Raw genomic sequence first — 25156 nt, forward strand, 5'->3', positions numbered from 1 at the left:
GCCAATGCGCAGAGCCTATTTCCCGTAATAGTCGCGGTACCAGTCAACAAAGGCCTGAATACCGTCTTTGATGTCTGTCTTGGGGCGATAACCAGTTAGTCGTTGCAGCAATTCGGCATTGGCCCAAGTCGCGGGGACGTCGCCCATTTGCATTTCCATGTAGTTTCGGACAGCAGGCTTGCCGAGGCTTTCCTCGATCGCATCGATGAAATCCAACAAACGCACTTTGTCTGAATTCCCAATATTTACAACGCGATAGGGCGCGACCGGGCTTAGGCTGTCACCCTCAGCGATTTCCTCGGAAGACCCGGGCCGTACCGGTACGACATCGATCAGCAAAGAGATCGCGCGCACCAAATCATCCACATAGGTGAAGTCGCGATACATGTCCCCATGGTTGTAAATATCGATCGCACGATCTGATAGGATCGCGTCCGTGAATTTGAAGAATGCAAGGTCTGGGCGCCCCCATGGTCCATAGACCGTGAAGAAGCGGAACATGGTTGTCGGAATATTCCAAAGGTGTGCATAAGAATGCCCCATGGCCTCGTTGGCCTTTTTGGTTGCGGCATACATCGTAAGCTGATGATCGGCTTTTTCACACTCGTCAAATGGCATGTCAGGGTTCGCGCCGTAAATCGACGAGGTAGAAGCCATTAACAAATGCTGTACCTTGTGGCGACGCGCCGCTTCCATCACGTTGAAGGTTCCAACAACATTGCTTTCGACATAGGCGCGCGGGTTTTCGAGGCTGTACCGAACGCCAGCCTGTGCCGCGAGGTGGATGATCACGTCCGGCTCAAAAGCATCCGCGATTTGGTCAAACTTGGCCGTATCCTCCAACATGCCTTCATCACAGGTGAAGTTCGGATTCTCCAGCAACAATGCGTGTCGGCTCTGCTTGAGACGGACATCATAGTAGTCCGTCATTCCGTCATAGCCGTGTACACGATTTCCGTTTTCAAGCAAAAGTTTGGCAAGATGAAAGCCGATAAATCCGGCGGTACCTGTGATCAGAACCTTTTGCATGGAGTTGTTTCCTTGTCTGGCCGGGGTTGGCGTATGCGTTCAGGGGACATATGACGCCTATGGCACAAGGGCTCAAGCGATCATTTTCTGGCTGATCACCCAATGGCGACAAAGCCTAATTGCTGATTTCGGCGGCTAGATCAACAGGGCCAGGGGAGTGAGTAGGTTTTTACATTCGTAAAAAACTTCATAGCCTCAATGACGCCTTCTTTGACACCGTTGCCAGAGTCCTTAATGCCTCCGAAAGGAGACATCTCGATTCGATATCCGGGTTGCTCCCAGATGTTGCAGGTGCCGACATTCAGGCCATTGATAAAGGCAATGGCGCGGTTCAAGTCGTTGGTGCAGACGCCCGAGGATAAGCCAAATTCAGTAGAGTTTGAGATGCGCATAACCTCTTGATCATCATCAGGAACGCGAAGGATTGGGATTATGGGACCGAAGGTTTCCTCTCGTACCAGCTCACTGTCGCGGGGAACCTCATCGACTACAATCGGAGGAAGCAGCGCGCCTTTACGTCCGGGGTGATATAGGATCTTGGCGCCTGCTTCGGCAGCCATGTAGACGCGGCCCTCGATCAACTCCGCAGCTTTGTCATGGATCACGCAACCCAGTTCGGTTTCGGGGTCCTGCGGATCTCCGAATCTGATCTTCTTGGCTTTTTCCAGAACCAGCGGGACAAACCGGTCCGCCACGCTTTGTTGCACGAGAATGCGCTTGATCGCGGTGCAGCGCTGGCCCGAGTTTCCAATTGCGCCCGCCACAGCGATACCCGCCGCTTTGTCCAGATCAGCGTCGGACAGGTCATTCAGAACGATCAGAGGATCGTTACCACCCAACTCCAGCGCTTGTCGCTTATAACCCGCCATATTCGCAATCATCTTACCAACCGGAACGCTACCGGTGAACGTGATTATGTCGATGTTCTCATTCGAGATCATCTCATCGCCAATATCCTGCGGCCAGCCCGTGACAACCTGAAACATCGCGGGCGGTAGCCCCGCTTCATATAAGATATCCGCCAACGCTAGTGCGGTCAGGGGCGTAAGTTCCGTGGGCTTGCAAACCATGCAATTGTTGGTGGCTATCGATGGTGCGACTTTGTGCGCGACCATGTTCAACGGGTGATTGAATGGAGTAATCGCACTGATGGCATTCACCGGCTCACGCATGGTGAAAATCTTACGCGCCTTGCCGTTTTGCGTCAGATCACACGAAAATATCTCACCGTCATCCTTCAGCGCCTCGGCGGCAGCGAATTGAAAGACATCCTGCGCGCGTCTTGTCTCGTAAACGGCGTGTTGGTGGCAAATCCCTAGCTCAAGAACCAACCATTTGGCCAGATAGTCTCGCCGCTCACCGATCAACTGACCCGCGCGCTGCAGAATCTGGCTGCGCTCATATCGCGTCAGGTTAGGTTTGTAGTTGGCGGCGATCTCAAAAGCGCGGCGCGCGTGTTCTGCCTGCCCAGCAGGTACATGACCCACAACCTCATTGGTATAGGGATAGTGAATCGGGATGGTCTGATCGGTGAAAACGATTTCACCCCCGATGCGCATTCCTTCATTACGAATTTCAGCAGCCGCCATACTGAAAACCACCCAGTGAATTGGGGCCGCTCATCGGTCCATCATTCTGAAAAAACATCAAACGCCTTCAACGCCTTGGCGCTGTAGGCGTAAGATGGGCCACCTCCCATATAGGTGGCCATGGCCAAAGCTTCGCACAGTTCGTCTCGGGTTGCGCCGAGCCTCACCAGGGATCGGACATGAAAGCCAATGCAGCTGTCGCAGCGGGTGGCGATTGCTATTCCAAGCGCCATGAATTCTTTGGTTTTCTCGCTCAGCGCGCCATCTGTTTTGGCGGCTTTGCCCATGATCCCAAATCCACGCACGGTTTCCGGCACTTCTTTGGAGAACGCACCGATATTGGCCTCAGTCTCGGCCATAAAGTCTTTCCAATCCATCTTGTGCTCCTTATCCGCGTTCATCCGCACCCATGCGACGTTCCAGCCAGCGCACACCAGCGCTGATGATCAGAACCAGAACCAAATACTCGAAGATCAGCAATGTATAAATCTCAAGCGGGCGGTATTCCGTCACAACAAGTTCGTTGGCGCGTCGTGTTAGTTCTTGCATGCCGATGACGCTAGCAAACGCGCTCATCTTCACGATGTAGATGAATTGGTTGGCCAATGGGGGCAAAATACGTCGGATGGCCTGAGGCAGGATCACAAATCGCATGGTTTGATAGTAGTTCAGACCAATCGTCTGAGCCGCTTCGCTTTGGCCTTTGGCGATGGATTGAATACCGGCGCGATAGATTTCGGCGGTAAAGGCGCTGTCTGATATCGCAAGCGTGATAATCGCGCCCCAAAATGGATCAATCGGAATGTTCATACCCATCGATTGGAAGACGATCGGCAGGCCATAGAAAACCCAAAACAGCATCGGTAACAAAGGGATCGAACGGATAAACTCGACATAAACCCGGTTCACCAGCCGCCAGCCGCGTTTTTCGGACAGGCCGGGCAGGGCAACGAGCAATCCGATAGCAATAGACATGACAGCCGCGATCAGAGAAATCTGAATCGTCGCCCCCATGCCGGAAACTAGAAATTTGATGTTGGTCCAGCCTGAGCTTGTAGTCGGATCGATGACGTACCAACCCCAGGTTTGGGACGACGAACAACCCGCGACAAACAAGAGCAACGGGAAGAAGAGAAGTGTTTTTTTCATCGGACCCAACTCAGTGCTGCAATATCTGGCTCAGGAATTTCTGACACCGTTCAGATTGTGGATTGGTGAAGAAATGCTCGGGCTTGCCTTGTTCGACAATCTCACCTGCATCCATGAACACCATATTGTCAGCCACCTTTCGGGCGAAACCCATCTCATGGGTGACCACGACCATGGTCATGCCTTCCTCGGCCAATTCAACCATCACATCCAGCACCTCGGAAATCATCTCAGGGTCTAGCGCTGAGGTAGGCTCGTCAAACAACAGCACCCGTGGCTCCATACACAGCGAGCGCGCGATGGCCACGCGCTGCTGCTGCCCGCCAGACAGTTGTATGGGGCGTTTTTCGGCCTGATCGGGGATGTGAACCCGCTCAAGATAATGGCGCGCTTTGTCTTCAGCCTCTTTCCGGCTCAACCCGCGCGCCTTGATCGGGCCAAGGGTTAGGTTTTCGAGCACTGTCAGATGCGGAAACAGATTGAACTGCTGAAACACCATTCCAACCTCTGATCGGATGGTAGCGGCGGATTTGGCATCGTCGGTCAGCTCGACCCCATCAATACGGATGGTACCTTTCTGGTGCCTCTCAAGCTGGTTGATGCATCGGACGACAGTTGATTTGCCGGACCCGGAAGGACCGCAGATCACGATCTTTTCACCGCTTTCAATTGTCAGATTGATGTCCTTGAGCACATGGAATGTGCCATACCATTTGTTTACGTCGACAAGCTCGATCGCGGCGTCTGGCATCTGATGGCCTGCCTTTGATTACTACGAGTTAATTAGTTGCTTGAGGTTATCTTTGTCTTTACGCTTAAATCAAGAAGCAATGTCCTACAAATAATGCCAAACGCCACCAACGGGAGAATTACATGAAACGTTTTTTGAAAGCCGCAGCCGCTGCTGCACTTGGACTTGTGATCAGTAGCGCAGCACAGGCGCAATCAGCGCTGAATGAAATTCTCGATAGCGGTGTGATGAAGGTTGGTACAACCGGTGACTGGAATCCGATGTCTCTGCGCGACCCTGCAACCAACAGCTACAAAGGGTACGATATCGACATCATGAACGCGCTGGCCGCAGACCTGGGCGTCGAGGTTGAATATGTACCGACCGACTGGAAAACGTTGGTTAATGGCGTGGTTGCGGGTAAGTACCACATTACCGGTTCAGCTTCGATTTCGCCGCCGCGCATGAAAGTTGCGGGTTTTTCCGACAGCTATATCGCCGTTGAACTTTTTCCTTACACAACCAAGGACAAGGCCGACAAATTTGACGGCTATGACTCCATCAACAAGCCGGACGTGAAAGTCGCAACCACTCTGGGCACAACCTTTGAAAAGCGTGTGCGCGAATGGTTCCCGGATGCCGATATCAAAGTGGTCGAAGCGCCTGCACGCGGTTTTCAGGAAGTCCTGGCGGGGCGCGCAGATGTGTTTATTACGTCGAACATCGAAGGCTCGACCCTTGAGGAGAAGTTCCCGGTTGTTCGCGTCAAAAACGCAGGGCCCCGGTCGCCGTCCCCAATCGCAATGCTTTTGCCGCAAAATGATCAGGTCTGGATCAATTACGTGAACAACTGGATTGAGGTGAAAAAAGCACAAGGCTTCTTTGACGAGAACCGGGAACGGTGGGGTCTCTGATCTGACGCACCATCGGCTTAAGCGATCAGGAAGGATTTCCGCGCGATGAAGCTTGAGCACATGACTTGGTACGAGGTTGACACTCGTATCAATGCCGGTGCGGCCGTGTTGCTGCCCGTCGGTTCGACCGAGCAGCACGGCCCGATGGGTCGCATAGGCACTGACACGATTTGCGCCGAAGCCATAGCGCTTGCTGCTGCCAAGCAATGCGATGGGATTGTCGTTCCGGCACTGGTTTATACGCCGGCACCATTCAACACTGGGTTTCCAGGCACGGTTTCCATTTCGACCGAAACGTTCCGAACCGTTGCGCAAGAAGTGATACAAGGTTTGTTGAAGCAAGGCTTCAAAGGCGTATTCGTGGTAAACGGACACGGGGCCAACCTAGGACCCCTTCGGCAAATCCAGAACGTGGTTCCGGCTGGCCAGTTGCTTATCCGTAGCTGGTGGGAGCCGGAACCCGTGAATGCCTTGCGGCAACAGCTCTATGGGGATTGGGAGGGGATGCACGCAACCCCTTCTGAAATCGCAATCACCCAGTCATTGCTTGGAGCTTTGCCAGCCAAACAGGCCGTTGAACCGCCCCAAAAGCTAAGTGCCGAATACATGCATGCGCATGCCGGGGATCGCCATGGCCTACCAGCCGAGCACCGCGCAGCCTTTCCGGATGGCCGGGTCGGGTCACACTCAGCCCTGGCCACCCCTGAAGATGGAGAGCGCTTGTTAGCAACAGCGGCGGCGGCAATCGCTGCCGAGTTTCGAGCATTTGAACAGGATTTGTGATTTCAAAGCTCTGATTTGCGCACTCGCCAATCTAGTCGGTACCCACTCCAAGCCCTTCAGTTGACAGGTCGTCAAGTTTTGGCATCAGACGCAGCAATTCTTGCGCGTATTCGGTCTTGGGATTGGCAAACAGATCGCTGGTCTCTTGAACCTCGACAATTTGACCCTGTTTCATCACCGCAACCCGGTCGCACATCTGACGCACCACTGGCAGGTCATGGCTGATAAACAGCATTGTCAGGCCGAGATGCTCCTGCAAATCCTTCAAGATGTTCAGAATTTGCGCTTGGATCGAGACATCCAGCGCGCTGGTGGGTTCATCGCAAATAAGGAAACGCGGCTGCGTTGCCAGCGCACGGGCAATCGAAATTCGTTGCCTCTGGCCACCTGAAAACTCATGCGGATATTTTAGCCCTGCCTCATGCCCCAGCCCGACTTGATCCAGCAGTTCATCAACGCGCCGCTTGATATCTGTGCCGCTCATCAACCGGTGGTGGCGGATTGGCTCAGCCACGATCTCGTCCACCCGCATACGCGGGTTGAGTGAGGAATACGGGTCTTGAAAGATCATCTGGATATTCTTGCGATAAGCATCCTGAACGGCTCGATTACTTAAATCGCTGACCAGTTGCCCATCAAAGGTTATGGTGCCGCCATCTACCGGATAGAGCCCCGCGATCATCCGCGCGACTGTGGACTTGCCCGAACCTGACTCGCCTACCACTCCAAAGACCTCACCCGCCTGAATATCAAAGTTGACGTCATCAACGGCGGTGAAATAGCTCCGGTCCCAGGGCAGCAGCCCTTTGCGCAACAAGAACTTCTTGGTCAGGTTTCGGATTTCAAAGACCGGCTTGCTGGCGTCGTTAGTCACCTTGGGCCAGTGACGGGCCATATCATCAATGGCGAAACGAGTCTCGCGCCCGCCATAGCTGATTTGCGGGAAGCGGTGCAGCTTCAACGTCGGACGCGGCACCGCAGCGATCAGAGACTTGGTGTATTCGTGTTGCGGCTGGCCCATCACCTGCGCCGTGGTCCCGCTTTCGACCACTTTACCTGCATACATCACAGTCACTTTGTCGGTTGTGTCGGCAATGACACCCATGTCGTGGGTGATAAGGATGACACCCACCTGACGCTCTTGTGCCAGTTCTTTGATCAGGTCCAAAATCTGCGCCTGAACTGATACATCCAATGCAGTGGTCGGCTCATCCGCGATGATCACATCCGGTTCGGTGCATAGGGCAAGTGCAATCACCACGCGCTGTCGCATTCCGCCCGAGAACTGGTGTGGGTATTGATCCAAACGTGTGTCAGGGTCGGGGATGCCCACGCGATCGATCAGGTCACGTGCGCGTTTGCCCGCCTCGGCGTCTGAACCGCCAAGATGAGCTTGGATCGTTTCAACCAGTTGCTCGCGCACCGTGAACAGAGGGTTCAGCGAGGTCAGCGGATCCTGAAAGATCATGGATATCTTCTTGCCGCGCAGCCCACGCATCGCCTCGGCGTCAATCCCGCTGATCTGATCGCCGCCCAGCTTGATCTGGCCGCTTGCGATACGTCCGGGGCGTTCCAACAGGCCCATAACGGCGGCACCGATGGTGGACTTGCCCGCCCCGGATTCCCCGACAAGCCCGTGAATTTCACCGGGTTCGACGGACAGGCTGGCGTGATCCACCGCTGTGAATAACTGGCGGCGGGTTGGAAACTCAACGGTGAGGTCTTGGATAGTCAGAAGGCTCATGAAATCACCGCAATTTGGGGTTCAACGCGTCACGCAACCAATCACCCAGAAGGTTTACCGAAAGGGCGAGTGCCAGCAGCGTGCAAGCTGGGAAGAAGAGAATCCACCACTCACCCGAGAACAGGAAGCCCTGACCGATGCGGATCAAGGTTCCCAGTGAGGGCTGCGTCGGGGGAGCGCCCACACCCAGAAAGCTCAACGTGGCCTCGGCGATGATCGCAAGTGCCAGCGAGATCGTGGCAATGACCAGAACCGGGCTGAGCACATTAGGCAGGATGTGGCGGAACATGATAGGGAATGATCCACGCCCGATCAGGCGGGCGGCCTGCACATATTCCTTGTTTTTCTCAACCAGAGCAGCACCACGGACGACCCGTGCGAACTGCACCCAATCCGACAGCGCAATCGCGATGATCAAAACGTAAATTGCCATCTCATCACGGTATTCCGGCGGAGTGATCCCCTTGGCGATGCCAAAGATCAGCATGGCGACAAGAATGGCCGGAAAGGTCAACTGAACATCGGCAATCCGCATGATCAGTGTCTCGATCCATCCACCGAAATAGGCCGCGACCAACCCAAGGATCACACCTATGATCAGCGCCAGTAGAACCGCAGAAGTACCGACAAACAATGAGATGCGCAGGCCATAAAGAATGGTCGAAAACACATCTCGCCCTTGATCATCCGTACCCAGCAAAAACGTTTCCTGCGTGAAAGCGTTTGGCGTGCCCGGAGGCGTAAACCCGTTCATCAGGTTCAGTGTCGCCGGGTCGAACGGGTTATAGGGTGCAATCAACGGAGCAAAGATCGCGGCCAGCACCAAAACCACAACAACCAAAGATGCAATCACAGCCACTGGCGAATGCCGGAATGACCACGCAAAATCGCTGTTCCAGAATTTGGCCACGCGCGATTTGGGCGTGGCTTTCGGAGTTTCCATCGTATCGGTCATGTGGCCCTCGCGTCGACACGCAGGCGCGGGTCAATGGCATAGTAGAGAAGATCGACAATCAGGTTGATCGTCACGAACATCACCGAAATCAGCATCAGATACGCTGCCATAACCGGGATATCGACGAATTGGATTGCGTTGATAAACAGCAGGCCTACGCCAGGCCACTGGAACACTGTCTCAGTGATGATGGCAAAGGCGATGATCGACCCCAATTGCAGGCCGGTGATGGTGATCACCGGAACCAGAGTATTTTTCAGCGCATGGCGGAAGTTGATCACGCGGTCAGACAACCCCCGTGCGCGCGCAAAGCGGACGTAATCGGCGCGCAAAACCTCAAGCATCTCGGATCGTACCAGGCGCATGATCAATGTCATTTGATATAGACCCAGCGTAATAGCGGGCAATATCAGCGCCTTAAGACCCGAAGCGGTTAGAAAACCAGTGGACCAATTGCCAATCATAACGGTCTCGCCCCTCCCAAAGCTGGGCAAGAGATCAAGCTCGACCGAGAAGATATAGATTAGCAAAATCCCTATGAGGAAAGTTGGTAATGAGACTCCGATCAGGGATACGGTCATGATCACATTCGCTGCAATCCCTTGTCGTCGGATCGCGGTGAAGACGCCAAGGGCAATGCCCATTGTGATGGCCAGAAAACCGGACACAAACGCCAGTTCCAGCGTGGCTGGGGCACGTTCCACCAAGATTGTCGAAACGGGTCGTCCCTGCCGATACGACACACCAAAATTGCCCTGGACGGCGCCCTGCAGGAACTTGGCATATTGCACCACAAAAGGCTGATCCAGCCCAAGCTCGGTCCGCAGGCGGTCGATATCAGCCTGCGTACGCTCTTGCCCCAGCATGTTGTCGATCGGATCGCCAACAAAGCGAAACATCGAGAATGCCACCAGACCCACGACCAGCAAAACGATGATGGATTGGAACATCCGTCGGACGATATATGCGAACATTTGTTTTCCCCATTGGTGGGTCTGTCTATGCGTTCCCCGACCGGATGGTCAAGCAATCTCGGCCGTGCGGAGCGGTCCAATCAACATCCGGACCTAACGGCACGATGCCCAGCGGGTTGCGCAGCTCGGACGGAGTGAAATAGCCCTGCTTGTAGATGTCGAATTTCACCGTATCCGCGATGCCGGGCAGAGCGTAAATCTCACGCGCATAGCACCAAAGATTGGGGTAATCGATCAAACGGCGTAGATTGCATTTGAAGGCATAGTGATACGCCACATCAAAACGCGCGAGCGTCGGGAACAGGCGCAGGTCCGCTTCGGTCAGAGTGTCACCGCAGAGATAGCGGTAGGTGGCCAAGTGCGCTTCGATCTCATCAAGCGTGTCGAAGACATCGCGGAACCCGGCCTCATAGGCCTCTTGTGTTCGGGCAAATCCTGCGCGGTAGACACCGTTGTTGAGGCGCGCGTAGATTTTCTCATTCCAGGCATTGATCTGGTCCAGCTTTTCTGTTGGTGCAAGGCTAGGACCGTAGCCCGGCAAAGTACCGAGCATACGCACCAGATCAGCGGATTCGTTTGAGACAGCCTTGTCGTGAACCCGATCCCAAAGCAGCGGCACGGTGATCCGACCGGTGTAAGCAGGAGACACGCGAGCATAGGCGTGATGCAACGCAGTTGCGCCATAGGCCGCATCCGCACCCTCCGCATAGACCCAGCCATCTGCGGTACGTCGCGGTTCGGCATAGGCGACCGAAATTAGTTCGTGCAGACCTTTGATTGCGCGCACCAAGAGAACCCGATGTGCCCAAGGACAATTCCAAGCGGCATAAAGGTGAAACCGTCCCGGTTCCAACGCAACCTCTGGTAACGCATTGCGAATAGTCGAGGCCTGACGGCGAAATTCGCCGTCAAGAGTGCTGTCCGGTGCCGGGTCTTCGCTGTGGTAAACACCGGCAATCATCAGGCCCATGGCTTAGTTCACCGTCACCCAGCGCAGTAGGAAGAAGTTATCCGGGCGCTGCGTCAGTTCGACATTATCGCGCGTCCCCCAGACCAGCGGCTGGACATACATCGGCACATAGACATGTTCATCCTGATAGATCTGAGTGACCTCATCCAACATGGCCTGACGCTTCGCCTGATCCAGCTCGGATTGAATCATTGGCAGGAGCTCATCGACCCGCGCGTTTGAGAACCCGCCGAAATTCCAGCTGCCCAGCTTCTTCTCTTCGTTTGGAGTCGCGACGAGAAAGCGGACCGGATGTTCGGCGTCGAACGTACCCGGGCTCCAACCCAGCAGGTACATATCGTAGTTGTCCTCACGCAGCTCTGGCCAATAGTTCCGGACCGGCATTGCATCCAGTTCGGCAGTGATACCGATCTGCGCAAGCATGCCAACGACCGACTGACAGACGGCTTCATCATTCAGGTAACGGTCATTGGGGCATTTCAGCCCAAACGAGAACCCATCAGCATAGCCTGCCTCGGCCAACAAGGCCTTGGCGGCCTCGACGTCGAATGCGGGACGTTCCGAATTGGCTTCGGAGAACCCACTCATCGCAGGGCTAACGAGTTGAGAGGCGGGTTCGGCATTGCCACGCATAATCGTGGCTAGAATCGCATCCACATTGACGGCCTGTGCAACCGCCTGACGCACACGCGCATCGCGGAAGGGGTTCGGTTTGCCCGCATCATCGGTGTATTTCAAGGCTTCGGCCTCATGGTCAAACCCCAGCATGATCACGCGGGCCTCAATGCCCTGAATGACGTCAACTTCACCGTTTTGCTGAAGCCGCGCCACGTCCTGAATCGGAACCGGGTTGATCATGTCAACGTCACCAGACAGAAGCGCAGCAACCGCAGTCGCTGGGTTCTGGATCGGGTTGAATTCTGCGCGCGTGATGTTGTGTTCCACATCTCCCCACCAGCCCTCAAATGGTTCCAAGACGGTTTTCAAGCCCGGCTCACGCTCGGTGACTTTGAATGCTCCGGTACCATTGGCGTTGATGGTGGCGTAGTTGCCTGTTTCTTTGTCAGGCACCACCGCGTCGTTGGCCTCGGTCCAGCCCTGATCCATGATCATCCAGTTGGCAATCGACGACGGGAACAGAGGGTTCGGTGCAGTGGTCATGATATCGACGGTATAGTCATCAACCACGATGACATCGCTGACAGGGGCAAACCAACTGCGGGTATCTGCTGCCTCGCCCGAAGCGCGCTGATAGCTGAACAACACGTCCTGCGCGTCAAAGCTGCTGCCATCATGGAAGGTCACACCCTCACGCAGTTTAAAGCGCCAGCCCTCTCCGTCACCAATTGATTCCCAACTGACGGCCAGAGCGGGTTCAACGCTCATATCCTTGCCGCGGCGGACCAGACCCTCGTAGACGTTGTTCAGGAACCCTAAGACGGGGGCTGAGTTGACCGCGTGCGGGTCCATTGTTTGCGGATCGGTGGTTGAGGCCCATTTGAAATCGGCGGCCTGCGCGGTACTGGCAAGCAACATGGCCAGACCAATGGCACTTTTTCTGAGGATCATGGCGAATTCTCCCTGTTAGCGCTGAAACAATCCCGCTTTTTCGCCACCACGTAAAGCGGTTCTCAAATTGAGATCACAGGTCTGTTACTGAAAGCAGGAATAAGGACAGGGCGCGAGATAGCGCCCTGCTTGATGTGCTACGAGATGATTTAGTTCATCTCAAAGTATTTGATCTTGGGCGAGTCTTCAGGCTCGACAATGGTGCCCACACCCGACTTCATACCCCAGTTCAACACCTGATGGTGGATCGGGATGTACAGTTGGTCATCCTGTACGACCTGCCAGATTTCCGCAATCTGCTGATCGCGCGCAGGTAGGTCGGTTTCCGAAGCCAACGCTTGAATTTTGGCATCCAGATCCGGGTTGCTGTACCGGGTAGCATTCCACGATCCGTATTTCTCACCCTTGGTGTGGACGAGGAAATTGAAGATGTATTCCGAGTCATAGGTCGGAACACCCCAACCCAGCATGTAGAAATCTGTCTCGAGATTGGACAGCAGCGGGAAGTGCTGCGCCTTGGGTTTGGCGTCGAGATTCACGGTAATGCCGATCTGAGCCAGCATCCCCACGGCCGCCTGACAGATCGCCTCGTCATTGATATAGCGGTCATTCGGGCAGTTCAGTGTCAGCGAAAAGCCGTCGGGATAACCTGCCTCGGCCATCAGTGCCTTGGCCGCTTCGATATCCGTGGTGGATGATGCATCCATATCCGCATCCCAACCATTAACAAAGGGCGGCGAGATCATCCCCGCAGGGGCTGACTGGCCACGCATCACAACCTGCTTGATTGCATCACGATTGATCGCTTTCGACATTGCCTGACGCACCCGAACATCCGCTAGCGGGTTGGCACCCTCAACACTGTCCGAGCCCAGATCAGCATCGCCCATGTTCATGCCAAAGAAGATAACCCGGTTCTGAGGTGCGGTACGCACATCCAGACCATCAGTTCCGGCGACGCGCTGAAGGTCTTGAACAGGCACGTCCTGAATGAAATCAACTTCACCCGACAGCAGGGCAGCAACACGAGTCGCGGCGTTCTGGATCGGGGTATAGATGATCTCGGTCACCTGAAGCGGGAACTCGTCTTTGCCCCAGTAATTTTCGTTGGCGGTCAGAACGGTTTTTACATCAGGTTCGCGGCTGACCAGCTTATAGGGGCCGGTGCCATTTGCGTTCTTGGCTGCAAATGTATCCTCACCACCCTCATAGTCCTGAACTTTGACCGCGTTGTTCGCTTCGGCCCAACCCTTATCCATCATGAACATGTTGGTCAGGTTATTTGGCATGATCGGGTTTGGGCCATCGGTCTCGATCTCAACCGTGTATTTATCCGGCGCGCGCACCTCTTTCACCGAGGCCAGCAGCTCTTTGTAGTCAGAATCCGGTGTCATCGCACGGTTCAGCGAAAAGACAACGTCTTCACTGTCAAATTCTGCACCGTCATGAAAGCTGACGCCCTCACGCAGCTTGAACACCCAAACGTTCGGGTTTTCTTCCGACGGTGCCCATTCGGTTGCCAATGACGGCACAAGTGCGCCGGAATGGTCGCGCATGACCAGTGTTTCCATGATCTGGTGTGCAAAGGTCGAAGTCGGACCTTCGTTCTGTGCGTGTGGATCAAGTGTCAGCGCGTCACCAGCACGCGCCCAACGCAGCGTTTCCGCCGAAGCGCCAGCCGCAATCATCGCCGTAGCGCTGGCGGCAAGCATCAGAGTTTTGAATGACATTAGTCGTCTCCCCATTTTTTGTTGTGCCCGCATTTTCATGCGGTTGGCCAAATTTTCAGCCATCATGGGTCAGCATCATCCAGATCATTCCCCAAGTTGCAACACCCGAATGTTAGCGCCCCGCCAGATGGTCTAAACCACCAAGCCAACGATAGTCCGAAAGATGCAATGGGTCGCATGAATGACTGGGTCGCACCCCGCCTCTAAATCTCTATGAATGAAGATGACTATCGTTTGTTGTAAGCATCTCTGAGAGCGTCACCAAATGCGCTGCTCTGGGCACTTTGCCCACCGCGATCTCGCTTGCTTGTCTTTGACTTCGTCGGTCGCGCTGGTTTTCCGTTACCACGCATTGCTTTGTCCTCGCGGGCCGAGGCACCGTCGTCTTTACGCATCGACAGCCCGATGCGTTTGCGCGGCACGTCGACCTCAACCACCGTCACTTTCACAACCTGACCGGTTTTGACCACCTCGTGCGGATCTTTCACAAACCGGTCAGCCAGCTGACTGACATGAACCAACCCGTCCTGATGCACACCGATATCAACGAACGCACCGAAGGCGGCAACGTTGGTTACGGTTCCTTCCAGAACCATGCCGGGTTTCAGGTCTGTGATCTCTTCGACACCATCAGTAAACGACGCCGTTTTGAAACTTGGGCGTGGATCTCGGCCCGGTTTTTCCAGCTCGGTGAAGATGTCTCGCACCGTTGGCAAACCAAACGTCTCGTTCACGAACTGTTCGGCGCGCAGGCCTTTCAAGGCACCGTCATGCCCCATGATCTGGCGGATATCACGCCCGCAGGCAGCAACCACGCGGCGCGCGACATCATAGGCCTCGGGATGAACCGAGGAGGCATCCAGCGGCTCTGAACCGTCGCGTATTCTCAGGAAACCCGCACATTGCTCAAAAGCGCGCGGACCGAGGCGAGCGACCTTCAGCAAGTCCTTGCGAGATGCAAAAGCGCCATGGATATCCCGGTGCGTGACGATCGACTCGGCCAAACCCGGGCCCAAGCCCGAGACGTGCGAGAGCAGGGGGGCCGAAGCCGTATTCAGATCAACTCCTACGGCATTCACCACATCTTCGATTACTGACTCCAGCGATTGCGACAGCCGGTGCTGATCAACGTCGTGTTGATACTGGCCAACGCCGATGCTCTTGGGTTCGATCTTGACCAATTCGGCCAAGGGGTCTTGCAGTCGACGGGCGATTGAGACCGCTCCACGAAGCGAGACGTCAAGGTTGGGGAACTCGCGCGCGGCCAGTTCTGAGGCAGAGTAGACCGAAGCTCCTGCCTCGGACACAACGACTTTGGTCGGCGCTTTGACGGTTTTTGGCAGCAGCGACAGCGTATCGGCCACCAAACGCTCGGTCTCGCGGCTTGCCGTGCCGTTGCCGATGGCGATCAGCTCAATCTTGTGGGCCGCGATTAGGTTCAGGATCGCGGCCTGCGCACCGCGCAGATCATTCTTGGGCTGAAACGGATAGAGCGTATCCGTCGCAACCACTTTGCCCGTCGCATCCACCACGGCTGCTTTAACCCCAGTACGAATGCCGGGATCGAGGCCAAGCGTTGGACGGGCTCCAGCCGGTGCCGCAAACAGTAGATTTTTAAGGTTGCGTGAAAACACCTGGATGGCTTCCTCCTGCGCGCGGCTGCGCAGGTCTGCCATCATCTCGACCATCATGGAAAGCGAAAGCTTAACCCGCCACGTCCAGCCCGCGACCTTTCGCAGCCAATTGTCGCCCGGCCCGTCACCACGCGTATTCAGATGGGCCGCAACCATGGCCTCGGCGCGAGCAGCCCCGGTTTCAGGCTCTGGCGCGATGTCAAGCGTTACGATCCCTTCCTTTGAGGCACGCAGCATCGCGAGCGCCCGGTGCGACGGTGTTTTGGACCAGAGTTCTGTGTGATCAAAGTAATCACTGAATTTGGCACCTTCCTGCTCCTTGCCTTCGACCACCTTCGCGCTCAGCAACGCTTCGCGTTGCATGAAATTGCGCAGCTCACCCAACAAAGCCGCATTCTCGGTCAGCCGTTCCGTGATGATATCCCGCGCGCCGTTCAGAGCGTCTTTGACGGTGGGAACGGCTTCCTTAACATACCCCTCTGCCAGTGCCTCCGGTTCTGCCAATCGGTCAGAGAGAATGGCGTCGGCCAGAGGCTCCAACCCATTCTCACGGGCAATCATCGCCTTCGTTCGGCGTTTGGGCTTGTAGGGCAAATAAATGTCTTCCAACTGCGCCTTGGTCTCGGCCTGCGCAATCGACTTCACCAGATCATCTGTCAGCTTACCCTGATCCTTAATCGAGGCCACAATCGACTCACGCCGTGCCTCAAGCTCGCGCAGATAGGTCAGGCGGTCAGACAGGGTACGCAACTGGGTGTCATCAAGCCCGCCGGTCACTTCCTTACGATAGCGTGCAACAAACGGCACAGTCGCACCTTCGTCCAGCAACCTGACCGCAGCCCCAACCTGTTCCGGACGGGCGTTAATCTCGTTGGCGATGGTGCGGGCGATACGGTCCAAAGTGGCCTCCTGACATGCGGTTGGAAGATTGTCTTAGCCACCGACGCGGGCGAGGGGAAGGGCCGCACAGCAAAAAGCGCTTCTGCACAAGAACTGCACGACCGCTACGCGATGATCTGCACCTGCCAAAGCCAGACAAAGCCTACATAAACAAGGAGCAGTGATATGGGTCAGTTCATCGTGCGCGGCGTACCCGCGACGGTTTTGCAAGACAGCTGGTGGCTGGATGCCCCCAGCGATGAGCCAAGCCAAGGTGTCGACAAGACAGAGCGGCGGAATAGACACGCTCTCATTGGACTGGTCGTTCTGATCGCACTCGCAGACGTTTTATTCTTTGATCATGCTCTGGGTATTTCTTTGGCAGTTTTTGCTTTGGTGGTTGCCGTCGTCGTATTTGTATTGTTGCGCCGCCGCGCTGGCCTCACAGGGCCTGCGATCCTCTTGTTGCTTAGCGTATTGCCCGTGGTTGAGTATGTTCAGGCTCTATCCTTGGCGTTCTTGATTGCAGGGTCTGCTATTGCACTGTGCTGGGCGGCGACAGGAACACGCCAAGGTGCATCGCTCCGACGCTTATTGGCGATTTATCCTCTGCTGGCTATGCGTCATGCGATTAAAGCCTTCCAAATCGGCCCGACCACCAAGCGCGATGATCGCATAGTAACTCGCATACTGCGCGACTGGAGTTTCCCAGTTGGAGGCGGGTTGATCCTTGTATCTCTGATGGCCACTGCCAACCCTGTCTTATCCGAGCGGATTGATCAAATATGGCGATTTGAACTTCGGCCTGAACGGCTGTTGTTCTGGCTTGGAGCAGCCATCGCAATCTGGCCTATACTGGCTGTTGCGACACAGCCGGAGTTAATTGCACCCCGGATTGGCCCCAAGCGGGCACGTGACCGGTCGGCCTTTGGTTTGAATGCTCAATCCGTTGCGAATGCCCTGATCTTGTTCAACCTGCTACTGGCTGTCCAAACCGGGATGGACATGATTTTTCTCTGGGGCAGCGCGGGCTTGCCTGACGGGATGAGCTACGCTGAATACGCCCATCGCGGGGCCTATCCACTTTTAGCAACGGCCTTACTGGCAGGAGCCTTCGCTCTGGTCGCGCGGCCTTTTCTGACCGAGAGACGCGGACTGACAAGATGGATGATGCTGTGGCTTGCGCAGAATGTTCTGCTGGTGATCTCGTCCCTGATGCGTCTGTCGCTTTATGTCGAGACATATGGGCTGACTTATCTGCGCATTCACGCCGCCATTTGGATGGTGCTGGTTATTATAGGCTTGTGGATGACCGGCTGGCAAATCCTGCAGGGCAAATCGAACCGCTGGCTGTTGCTGCGATCAGCAGGGCTGGGTATCTGTGTGCTTTATGCATGTTGTTTTGTGAATTTCGCAGCCTTGATTGCCCGCTGGAATCTTGAGCACCCGGTTCGGTTCGACATCTACTACGCGTGCCAATTGAACCAAATGGCAGCAGCTGAGTTGCAGAAAGATCAAAGGCTTCAGGACTGCGCGACTCCTCCGGTCATCGACAATTGGAGGGATTGGGGCTTTCGCGCAGAACGGGTGATCCGTAATCTGTCCACTGAACCTATGCCGGAGAAGGTTGATGAAAATCCTCGTCGTGGATGACGATCCCCGCCTGCGCGAACTGGTTTCGATCACGCTGGAACGTGCCGGATACCAGACGATCACCGCACGCGATGGTCAGATCGCGTTGACCCATGCCATACGTGAGGCACCTGATCTGGTCGTTCTGGATGTGGGTCTGCCCGAGATTGATGGGCTTGAAGTTTGCCGCCGCCTGCGGGCGCGCTCGGACGTTCCGATCCTGTTCCTGACCGCGCGCGATGATGAGATTGATCGCGTTCTGGGCCTTGAATTGGGGGCAGATGACTATGTCACAAAACCCTTCAGCCCGCGTGAGCTGGTGGCGCGGATCAAAGCCATCTTGAAACGCAGCAAGGCGGGTGGTGTTGAATTACTCCTGCGGCATGGTCCGGTTGAAATGGATGTCTCGGCGCATTCGGTCCGGGTCGACGGCAACGCGCTTGCTTTGACCGCTACCGAGTTATCGATCTTGCGCCGGCTGATGCAGACGCCCGCGGCCATCGTATCGCGACCGCAACTGGTTGATGCGATTTATGGAACGGGCAGTCCGGTGTCGGATAGAACACTGGATAGCCACTTGCGAAATCTACGGCGCAAGTTGGGCGATCAGGGTTGGGGCGGTGCCATCGAGACCGTGCACGGGATCGGGCTACGGATGGGTGCATGGCCGGGCTAAGGCGCAAATGGCGTCCATCTCTGGGGCTTGTTCTTGGTGGAGGTCTTGCGGGTACACTCGTCTTATCCCTGCTGGGCTTGATTGCATTGCGCTATCTGGGACCTGAAATTGGGTTTCGAAATGCTGCAGGCTTTCTGACGATCCTGATTGGATGCGCGACAGGCGTGCTTGGCTACTTGCTTGTCCGGCTTTTGTTGCGCCCAATCTCGGCGCTGGCAGTCTTTTCCGAAGCGGTCGAGCAAGGCCAAAGCGCCGAACCACCCGATCACTATGGAACGCAAGAGCTATCTCGTCTCGCAGGTTCGGTGCTGGGTATGGCGGATACATTGCAGCGGCGCGAGGCATCAATCCGCGTGTTTGCAGATCACGTCACACATGAACTAAAAACGCCCGTCACCGCCATCCGAGCAGCCAGCGAATTGCTGACCGAGGCCGACACGCTTTTTGATCAGGACCGCGAGTTATTGCAGCAGATACTCGGCGCGAGCGACCAGATGCAAACACAGCTCGACGCTCTGAATCGTGTCGCGAAGGCGCGGATCCCCGAACACCATGGCGCAACCTTGCTCAATGACCTTGCCGGTGAGTTACGAGCATCCTTCCCGGACCTGAACCTTGCGTTTCAAGGTGGGGATCAGACGTTGCCGTTGGCAGCCTCGGGTCTGCGGATCGTCCTTAAGCAGCTAGTGGACAATGCCCAACGTCACGGGGCAGGGCGGGTGACTTTGACGGCAGGGCCCGGAACCCTGACGGTTCGCGACGATGGACCGGGCATTTCCGCGGGCAACCGGGATCGCATCTTCAATCCCTTTTTTACAACCACACGCGAGCGAGGAGGGACCGGCATGGGGCTAACCATCGCAGCAAGCCTTCTTGCTGCGCATGGCTGGCACATTGCGCTGGTCCCATCCGATACCGGAGCATTGTTCAGAATTGAGTTTCCGAGCGCCTGAAAACAAGGCGCAGCGCAACTCTGGCACCACCCGTGTCAATTTGCGCGGCGTAATACGATTGATCCCAAGCCATTCCTCATTTAAGGGAGGCCCTGTCAAATCAGAGTCACCCGTGGGGCGATTGCGTCTCGTTACGGCTCGGTGCCTAAGTCATGACGGCACACACTCTTGGATCGCACGCCCCTGAAAGGCTAAAAAAGGTAAGTGAATATGGCAGAAAAATCGAACTTCGACGTATTGTATACCATTGTAGACGAAGCACCTGAATTGGCGAGCGCCTCGTTCCTGCCCATCATTCGCAAGTTTGCATCAGCCGCTGGCGTCAGTGTTGGAACCAAGGATATTTCTCTGGCCGGGCGCATCATAGCGACCTTTCCTGAGAACCTGACAGACGAACAGCGCATCACTGATGATCTGGCGGCACTGGGTGAGTTGGTAAAAACACCAGATGCGAATGTCATCAAACTGCCCAACATTTCGGCTTCGGTCCCACAATTGGTAGCCGCCATCGAAGAGCTACAGTCACAGGGCTATGACATTCCGAACTACCCTGAAGAGCCTTCAACAGGTGAGGAAAAAGCGATCCGTGCGCGGTATGATGCGATCAAAGGCTCGGCCGTGAACCCTGTGCTGCGCGAAGGTAACAGCGATCGACGCGCCGCTCGGGCAGTAAAGAACTATGCCCAGAAGAACCCGCATTCGATGGGGGAATGGAGCGCAGACAGCAAAACCAAAGTTTCCTCGATGCCGGGCAATGACTTCTACGCCAACGAGAGATCCGCAACGATCACAGCAGCACAGGCTGGCGATGCCAAGATTGAGTTTGTCGGCAAAGACGGAAGCGTTACGGTTTTGAAAGATGGCTGGCCCCTCGCTGAAGGCACCGTGGCGGACGCAACTTTCATGTCGGTCAAGGCGCTGTCGTCTTTCCTGGCTGATGCCATCGAAGACACCAAGAAAGACGGCACTATGTTCTCGCTGCACATGAAGGCGACGATGATGAAGGTCAGCGACCCGATCATCTTTGGCTATGCGGTCAAGGCTTGGCTGGCACCGGTATTTGAGAAATTCGGCGCAGAACTGGATGCGTTGGGTGTAAATCCAAACTCTGGGCTGGGTGATTTGCTTGAGCGGGTTCAGGGCAATGCAGATATCGTTGCAGCGATCGACGCGATCAAAGGCGATCGCCCGTCGATGTACATGGTGGACTCGGATCGCGGCATTACCAACCTGCATGTCCCGTCGGATGTGATCATCGACGCCTCGATGCCAGCCGTTATCCGTGCCGGTGGCAAAGGTTGGGATGAGACCGGAGCCAAGGGCGACACCAACTGTGTAATCCCTGACCGCTGCTATGCGCCGGTTTATGATGAGGCCATCAATTTCTTCAAAGCAAATGGTGCGCTGAACCCAGCGACCGCAGGCGCCGTCGCAAACGTTGGCTTGATGGCGCAGAAGGCCGAAGAATACGGCTCGCACCCCACAACGTTCGAAGCGCCTGCAGATGGTACTATCCGCATCGTACTGGCCAATGGTGAAACGCTGCATGAGCATGCGGTTGAAAAGGGTGATATCTGGCGCGCCTGCACCGTCAAAAAGGCCCCGATCGAGAACTGGATTCAGCTGGCGATGGACCGTCAACGCTTGACTGGTTCCGAAGCCATCTTCTGGCTGGATGCCAACCGTGCCCATGACGCTGAGCTGATCAAATACGTCAGACCGGCGCTTGAGGCTGCTGGCGTGGCCGACAAGTTCCTGATCATGGCCCCGCGTGAAGCGACGCGCCAATCGCTAGATACCATCACAGCAGGCAAGGACAGCATTGCGATCACCGGAAACGTATTGCGGGACTACCTGACCGACCTGTTTCCGATCCTCGAATTGGGGACTTCGGCCAAGATGTTGTCGATCGTCAAACTGATGAATGGCGGCGGCTTGTTCGAGACTGGGGCGGGCGGCTCGGCCCCGAAACACGTGCAGCAGTTGGTAGAAGAAAATCACCTGCGTTGGGACTCGATGGGCGAGTTCTGCGCTTTGGGTGAATCCCTGAACTTCCTTGCCGACAGCAAAGACAACGCCAAAGCCGGTGTTCTTGGTGCTGCTGCAGAGGCCGCGACGCAAGGCATTCTGGACAATAACAAATCGCCCAGCCGCAAGGTCGGCGAGCCTGACAATCGCGATAGCCACTATTGGTTCGCCCGTTACTGGGCTGAGGCGCTGGCCGCACAATCTGATGATGCGGAACTTGCCACCGAATTTGCTCCGCTCGCAAAAGAGCTGGCAGACAAGGAAGAACAGATCCTGTCAGAGTTGGCAGCGGTACACGGCGCACCGGCGGATCTGGGTGGCTACTACCACACTGATCCGGCCAAAGCTGCTGCTGTGATGCGCCCCAGTGCAACGTTGAACGCGCTTATCGGATAAGCTGCACTTTACCCAAAGTACCAAAGAAGAAACCGGCCTAAGCAGGCCGGTTTTTTTCCGCACCAGAATAAGAAAAAGGCCGGCCCCCATAGCCAGCCTCTTTCTGAGTGAGTGGTGGGGCTGACGCCTCACCGGTGCAGTTAAGTTAATCCTAAGCCTATTACTCGCGCTGAATATTGGGGGATTCCCGTAGACGGGCCGATTTATTTAACGATAAATGTTATTTTTAACTCAAATGTCTGCCCATAATGATCAATACACTGATTTTGGCGGTTTTTCACGCCCTTGTAACTGACCGACAAGAACCACATTGAAAACCGAAAGCAGACAAAAAAAGGGCCGGTCCAAAGACCGGCCCCAAAGAATGGTCATATATGACCGAGGGATTAGTTAGATGCTGCGTTCAATTTTTCATTTTGCTCGCGCAGCGTATCCGAGATAATCGCATACCACTCGCCGGATTCGCGCATCTCGACCAGACCTTTATTCATCATCGCAATGTATTCACGCGCGAACGGGTTTGTACGGTGCGCTAGGAAGCTCATCGACGACAGCGTGGACACATAGGGGTTTTCGACGATGTCTGCTGACGTCAAACCCATGTCTTTCATTGTCGAAGCGAACAGCTCAACTTCAAACGCCGCAACGTCAGCTGTACCGGTCAGTACAGCGTCAAGACAATCGCGCGCTGAATTTGGTTGTACCACAGTTGTGTTTTTGCGGTTCAGGCCAACTTCTTCAAGTACCACCATGCTCCAGCCTTGCATACGGCAGATGGTGGAACCTTCGAGATCCGAGAATTTGGTCGCGTTGGAGTATTCGCTTTCTGGCAGGGTATAGAAGCCCCCAACAACATCGTAAACTGGTACCGAAGCGACGAATTGGGTACAGCGCGCTTCTGTTTCTGCCGACCACTCATACGAACGGTTGCTACAATCCGGAACTGTCCATGCAATCGAGATATCGAATGCACCAAGTGGCAAAAGTGTTTCGAGGTGTGAGTTCCAGTCATCCACGAAGCTGACCGAGTAATCGCGGCTGTTTCCCGCGCGCTGTAGACTGGTGGTCGCCAGGCGGGTCATGATACCGCCACCGCCCAGAGATTCTGTGGTAAATGGTTCCCAACCGTTGCCGGCTACCATTTTGATCGGTGGAGCATAAACGTTCGAGCGCTTCACGCTGGCTGCACGCTGTTCCTCTGCTGCAATCAGTTCCTGAGCGCTTTGTCCGTTGGGCAGGCTGCCGTCCTCACAGGGCAGAGCCAGAACCAGACCTTCTTCGAGCGAACCAGGATTGGTAATCGCATTCCGGTTGGCGTTAAAAACCGGCTGATAATTCGAGGTACCATAAGCCGCGATTGCGATGGTTGCCAGCGTATCGCCGTCTTGAACTGTATAGTTGGTGCAGGCCTCTTGCGCGGCTGCGGCGCCAGCGCTCAGGACAGTGAAGGCTGATGCCGACAGTACTGCTTTCTTCAGTTTCTTATTAAACATGTCCACTTCCTCCAGACGTTTGTTTTGTTAGGCCAACCAAGGCCTTAGCCATTTTCCATTTGATAGCGCAGCGCGGTCGAAACGATATCGCGCCATTCGCCGGATTGCTGCATGATTGCCAGACCCTGGTTGAGCGTCTCAAGGATCGCTTCCCCATCCGGATTATCTTTGTGGGTCATAACGTTAAGCGACTTAATCGCCGCCAGGTTGGGGTTTTCGATAATCTGATGTTCATAGCCCAAGCGTCCGATTGCCTCGACAGCCAGGTGGGCCTCAATCGCGACAATATCGGCTGAGCCATCCATGACTGCGTGGAAGCAATCATCCGGTGACACCGGTCGCATCAAAGTTACTGCGGGCTCGTAAAGACCCACCGCATCCATATGCGACAGAGACCACCCTTCCGGACGGCAAATCGTTGTGCCTGCAAAGTCTGAATAGGTCAGAGTCTCTTCATATCCGGAACCGTCCTTCGCAAAGAAGGTATCCACAACTTCGTAGAAGGGGTTCGAGAAGTTATAAGTCTCGCACCGAGAACGGTCCTTTTCGGACAGCGCTTCGGCCTCTTCGCAATTCGGGCGCGACCATGGGAAGGTTGCGTCAAAGGCAAGAGTTGGCATCAGCAGATCCAGATGCGACGACCAGTCATTGACGAACTGGATTTTGTAGGCTTGTTCCGGCGCGGCGCGCAGCATGGCGGTTTCAACCAGGCTGGTGTAGAGCCCGCGATTAGGCAGCGCCTCATCCGTAAATGGGGCGTAATTACTGCCGGTAATCATCAGAATCTGACGATCACGAACCTCGGGGCGCTCCCCAGCATCAGCGTTGCGGATCAGCGCCGCTCCTTCTGCCCGTGCTGCCTCGATCTCTTTCTTGGCTGCGGCTCGCGCCGCGATCACTGCATCCTCGCTGGCTTTCTTGGCTTCGGCTTCGGCGGCAGCAACGCGAGCTTCGGCTTGGGCGATAGCTCTCTCCGCACGTTCCTCGGCCGCTTTTACCAGTTCAGAGGCCATCTCGGCTGCCATGCGACCAGCTTCGGTATCCGGCAGCTGCGCGGTCCGTCCGATGTCTTCAAGACACGGGAAAGTCAGAAAATCGCCAACACGGATAATGTTGGGGTTCGAACCGATAACGTCCCGGTTTGCATCATAGATGAACCGATAGTCTTCGGTGGCGTAGACCGCGATTGCAAGCTCGCGCAAGCTGTCGCCAGGTTGGATTTCATAGGTCGAACACGCCTCTTGCGCCGAGGCCGTGCCCGTTGCGGCCGCTAGAGCCAGGCTGGATATGATAAGATGGTTTCTCATTTGGTCCTGTTTCACTGCCTTG

General features: G+C 55.4%; 20 protein-coding genes. 6 read left to right on the forward strand and 14 right to left on the reverse strand.

All coding sequences use genetic code 11. The features are described 5' to 3' along the window. Positions 1–15: 15 nt before the first annotated feature. The 5 genes from ACR0NN_RS06570 to ACR0NN_RS06590 all read right to left on the reverse strand — a co-directional run bounded on the left by ACR0NN_RS06570 (position 16) and on the right by ACR0NN_RS06590 (position 4518). Positions 16–1029, reverse strand: a complete 1014-nt coding sequence (locus ACR0NN_RS06570) for an NAD-dependent epimerase/dehydratase family protein (protein WP_170723347.1) — start codon at positions 1027–1029, stop codon at positions 16–18. Positions 1030–1169: 140 nt separating this feature from the next. Continuing rightward, positions 1170–2618, reverse strand: coding sequence for a phosphonoacetaldehyde dehydrogenase (gene phnY / locus ACR0NN_RS06575; RefSeq protein WP_170723348.1), 1449 nt, complete (start codon positions 2616–2618; stop codon positions 1170–1172). Between the two features lie 41 nt (positions 2619–2659). After that, positions 2660–2995 (reverse strand): carboxymuconolactone decarboxylase family protein, encoded by a 336-nt coding sequence (locus tag ACR0NN_RS06580; protein WP_170586778.1) that lies wholly within the window; start codon positions 2993–2995, stop codon positions 2660–2662. A gap of 10 nt (positions 2996–3005) precedes the next feature. Further along, positions 3006–3767 (reverse strand): amino acid ABC transporter permease, encoded by a 762-nt coding sequence (locus ACR0NN_RS06585; RefSeq protein WP_480684162.1) that lies wholly within the window; start codon positions 3765–3767, stop codon positions 3006–3008. Positions 3768–3777: 10 nt separating this feature from the next. Then, on the reverse strand, positions 3778–4518 hold the full coding sequence (locus ACR0NN_RS06590; protein ID WP_170723350.1) for an amino acid ABC transporter ATP-binding protein: 741 nt from the start codon (positions 4516–4518) through the stop codon (positions 3778–3780). Between the two features lie 122 nt (positions 4519–4640). Between ACR0NN_RS06590 and ACR0NN_RS06595 the strand changes: the two genes are divergently transcribed. Beyond that, entirely contained in the window at positions 4641–5411 is a 771-nt protein-coding gene (locus ACR0NN_RS06595; protein ID WP_170723351.1) for a transporter substrate-binding domain-containing protein, read from the forward strand. 45 nt (positions 5412–5456) lie between these two features. Next, positions 5457–6194: a creatininase family protein gene (locus ACR0NN_RS06600; RefSeq protein WP_170723352.1), complete on the forward strand. Its 738-nt coding sequence runs from the start codon at positions 5457–5459 to the stop codon at positions 6192–6194. 31 nt (positions 6195–6225) lie between these two features. On the opposite strand, the gene ACR0NN_RS06605 is transcribed toward ACR0NN_RS06600, so the two are convergent. The 7 genes from ACR0NN_RS06605 to ACR0NN_RS06635 all read right to left on the reverse strand — a co-directional run bounded on the left by ACR0NN_RS06605 (position 6226) and on the right by ACR0NN_RS06635 (position 16670). Continuing rightward, positions 6226–7938, reverse strand: a complete 1713-nt coding sequence (locus ACR0NN_RS06605) for an ABC transporter ATP-binding protein (protein ID WP_170723353.1) — start codon at positions 7936–7938, stop codon at positions 6226–6228. Between the two features lie 4 nt (positions 7939–7942). Further along, entirely contained in the window at positions 7943–8893 is a 951-nt protein-coding gene (locus tag ACR0NN_RS06610; RefSeq protein WP_170723354.1) for an ABC transporter permease, read from the reverse strand. Then, a complete protein-coding gene (locus ACR0NN_RS06615; RefSeq protein WP_170685658.1) occupies positions 8890–9867 on the reverse strand; it encodes an ABC transporter permease in 978 nt (325 codons plus the stop codon). Before ACR0NN_RS06615 ends, ACR0NN_RS06610 begins: the two co-directional genes overlap by 4 nt. 25 nt (positions 9868–9892) lie before the next feature. After that, a complete protein-coding gene (locus tag ACR0NN_RS06620; RefSeq protein WP_170723355.1) occupies positions 9893–10837 on the reverse strand; it encodes a glutathione S-transferase C-terminal domain-containing protein in 945 nt (314 codons plus the stop codon). Positions 10838–10840: 3 nt separating this feature from the next. Then, entirely contained in the window at positions 10841–12406 is a 1566-nt protein-coding gene (locus tag ACR0NN_RS06625; protein WP_170723356.1) for an ABC transporter substrate-binding protein, read from the reverse strand. 149 nt (positions 12407–12555) lie between these two features. Further along, positions 12556–14136, reverse strand: a complete 1581-nt coding sequence (locus ACR0NN_RS06630; protein WP_170723357.1) for an ABC transporter substrate-binding protein — start codon at positions 14134–14136, stop codon at positions 12556–12558. A 227-nt stretch (positions 14137–14363) separates the two neighbouring features. Further along, positions 14364–16670: a Tex family protein gene (locus ACR0NN_RS06635; RefSeq protein WP_480684166.1), complete on the reverse strand. Its 2307-nt coding sequence runs from the start codon at positions 16668–16670 to the stop codon at positions 14364–14366. Positions 16671–16835: 165 nt separating this feature from the next. Between ACR0NN_RS06635 and ACR0NN_RS06640 the strand changes: the two genes are divergently transcribed. From ACR0NN_RS06640 to ACR0NN_RS06655, 4 genes are all read left to right on the forward strand, one after another. Continuing rightward, a complete protein-coding gene (locus ACR0NN_RS06640) occupies positions 16836–18302 on the forward strand; it encodes a DUF4153 domain-containing protein (protein ID WP_170723359.1) in 1467 nt (488 codons plus the stop codon). Further along, positions 18280–18957 carry a response regulator transcription factor gene (locus tag ACR0NN_RS06645; protein ID WP_170723360.1) on the forward strand — a complete coding sequence of 226 codons (678 nt, stop codon included), beginning with the start codon at positions 18280–18282 and terminating at the stop codon, positions 18955–18957. The genes ACR0NN_RS06640 and ACR0NN_RS06645 overlap by 23 nt, the downstream gene beginning before the upstream one ends. Further along, positions 18945–19910: a sensor histidine kinase gene (locus tag ACR0NN_RS06650; RefSeq protein WP_170723361.1), complete on the forward strand. Its 966-nt coding sequence runs from the start codon at positions 18945–18947 to the stop codon at positions 19908–19910. Before ACR0NN_RS06645 ends, ACR0NN_RS06650 begins: the two co-directional genes overlap by 13 nt. A 210-nt stretch (positions 19911–20120) precedes the next feature. Then, a complete protein-coding gene (locus ACR0NN_RS06655) occupies positions 20121–22334 on the forward strand; it encodes an NADP-dependent isocitrate dehydrogenase (RefSeq protein ID WP_170723362.1) in 2214 nt (737 codons plus the stop codon). Positions 22335–22720: 386 nt separating this feature from the next. Here ACR0NN_RS06655 and ACR0NN_RS06660 read toward each other — a convergent pair whose 3' ends face one another. Together ACR0NN_RS06660 and ACR0NN_RS06665 are read right to left on the reverse strand one after the other, a co-directional pair. Then, on the reverse strand, positions 22721–23827 hold the full coding sequence (locus ACR0NN_RS06660) for a transporter substrate-binding domain-containing protein (RefSeq protein WP_170723363.1): 1107 nt from the start codon (positions 23825–23827) through the stop codon (positions 22721–22723). A 44-nt stretch (positions 23828–23871) separates the two neighbouring features. Continuing rightward, complete coding sequence (locus ACR0NN_RS06665; RefSeq protein WP_170723364.1) at positions 23872–25134, reverse strand: transporter substrate-binding domain-containing protein; 1263 nt, start codon at positions 25132–25134, stop codon at positions 23872–23874. Positions 25135–25156 lie beyond the last annotated feature (22 nt).

It is taken from the genome of Ruegeria sp. BA2 (assembly GCF_056539605.1).

What these genes read in the sequence shown, in the direction of transcription:
- phnY (WP_170723348.1), bottom strand. Translation starts at nt 2,618, where the DNA reads ATGGCGGCTGCTGAAATTCGTAATGAAGGAATGCGCATCGGGGGTGAA.
- ACR0NN_RS06630 (WP_170723357.1), bottom strand. Translation starts at nt 14,136, where the DNA reads ATGTCATTCAAAACTCTGATGCTTGCCGCCAGCGCTACGGCGATGATT.
- ACR0NN_RS06600 (WP_170723352.1), top strand. Translation starts at nt 5,457, where the DNA reads ATGAAGCTTGAGCACATGACTTGGTACGAGGTTGACACTCGTATCAAT.
- ACR0NN_RS06610 (WP_170723354.1), bottom strand. Translation starts at nt 8,893, where the DNA reads ATGACCGATACGATGGAAACTCCGAAAGCCACGCCCAAATCGCGCGTG.
- ACR0NN_RS06660 (WP_170723363.1), bottom strand. Translation starts at nt 23,827, where the DNA reads ATGTTTAATAAGAAACTGAAGAAAGCAGTACTGTCGGCATCAGCCTTC.
- ACR0NN_RS06570 (WP_170723347.1), bottom strand. Translation starts at nt 1,029, where the DNA reads ATGCAAAAGGTTCTGATCACAGGTACCGCCGGATTTATCGGCTTTCAT.
- ACR0NN_RS06645 (WP_170723360.1), top strand. Translation starts at nt 18,280, where the DNA reads ATGAAAATCCTCGTCGTGGATGACGATCCCCGCCTGCGCGAACTGGTT.
- ACR0NN_RS06585 (WP_480684162.1), bottom strand. Translation starts at nt 3,767, where the DNA reads ATGAAAAAAACACTTCTCTTCTTCCCGTTGCTCTTGTTTGTCGCGGGT.
- ACR0NN_RS06615 (WP_170685658.1), bottom strand. Translation starts at nt 9,867, where the DNA reads ATGTTCGCATATATCGTCCGACGGATGTTCCAATCCATCATCGTTTTG.
- ACR0NN_RS06580 (WP_170586778.1), bottom strand. Translation starts at nt 2,995, where the DNA reads ATGGATTGGAAAGACTTTATGGCCGAGACTGAGGCCAATATCGGTGCG.
- ACR0NN_RS06640 (WP_170723359.1), top strand. Translation starts at nt 16,836, where the DNA reads ATGGGTCAGTTCATCGTGCGCGGCGTACCCGCGACGGTTTTGCAAGAC.
- ACR0NN_RS06665 (WP_170723364.1), bottom strand. Translation starts at nt 25,134, where the DNA reads ATGAGAAACCATCTTATCATATCCAGCCTGGCTCTAGCGGCCGCAACG.
- ACR0NN_RS06655 (WP_170723362.1), top strand. Translation starts at nt 20,121, where the DNA reads ATGGCAGAAAAATCGAACTTCGACGTATTGTATACCATTGTAGACGAA.
- ACR0NN_RS06620 (WP_170723355.1), bottom strand. Translation starts at nt 10,837, where the DNA reads ATGGGCCTGATGATTGCCGGTGTTTACCACAGCGAAGACCCGGCACCG.
- ACR0NN_RS06590 (WP_170723350.1), bottom strand. Translation starts at nt 4,518, where the DNA reads ATGCCAGACGCCGCGATCGAGCTTGTCGACGTAAACAAATGGTATGGC.
- ACR0NN_RS06595 (WP_170723351.1), top strand. Translation starts at nt 4,641, where the DNA reads ATGAAACGTTTTTTGAAAGCCGCAGCCGCTGCTGCACTTGGACTTGTG.
- ACR0NN_RS06605 (WP_170723353.1), bottom strand. Translation starts at nt 7,938, where the DNA reads ATGAGCCTTCTGACTATCCAAGACCTCACCGTTGAGTTTCCAACCCGC.
- ACR0NN_RS06625 (WP_170723356.1), bottom strand. Translation starts at nt 12,406, where the DNA reads ATGATCCTCAGAAAAAGTGCCATTGGTCTGGCCATGTTGCTTGCCAGT.
- ACR0NN_RS06650 (WP_170723361.1), top strand. Translation starts at nt 18,945, where the DNA reads ATGGCCGGGCTAAGGCGCAAATGGCGTCCATCTCTGGGGCTTGTTCTT.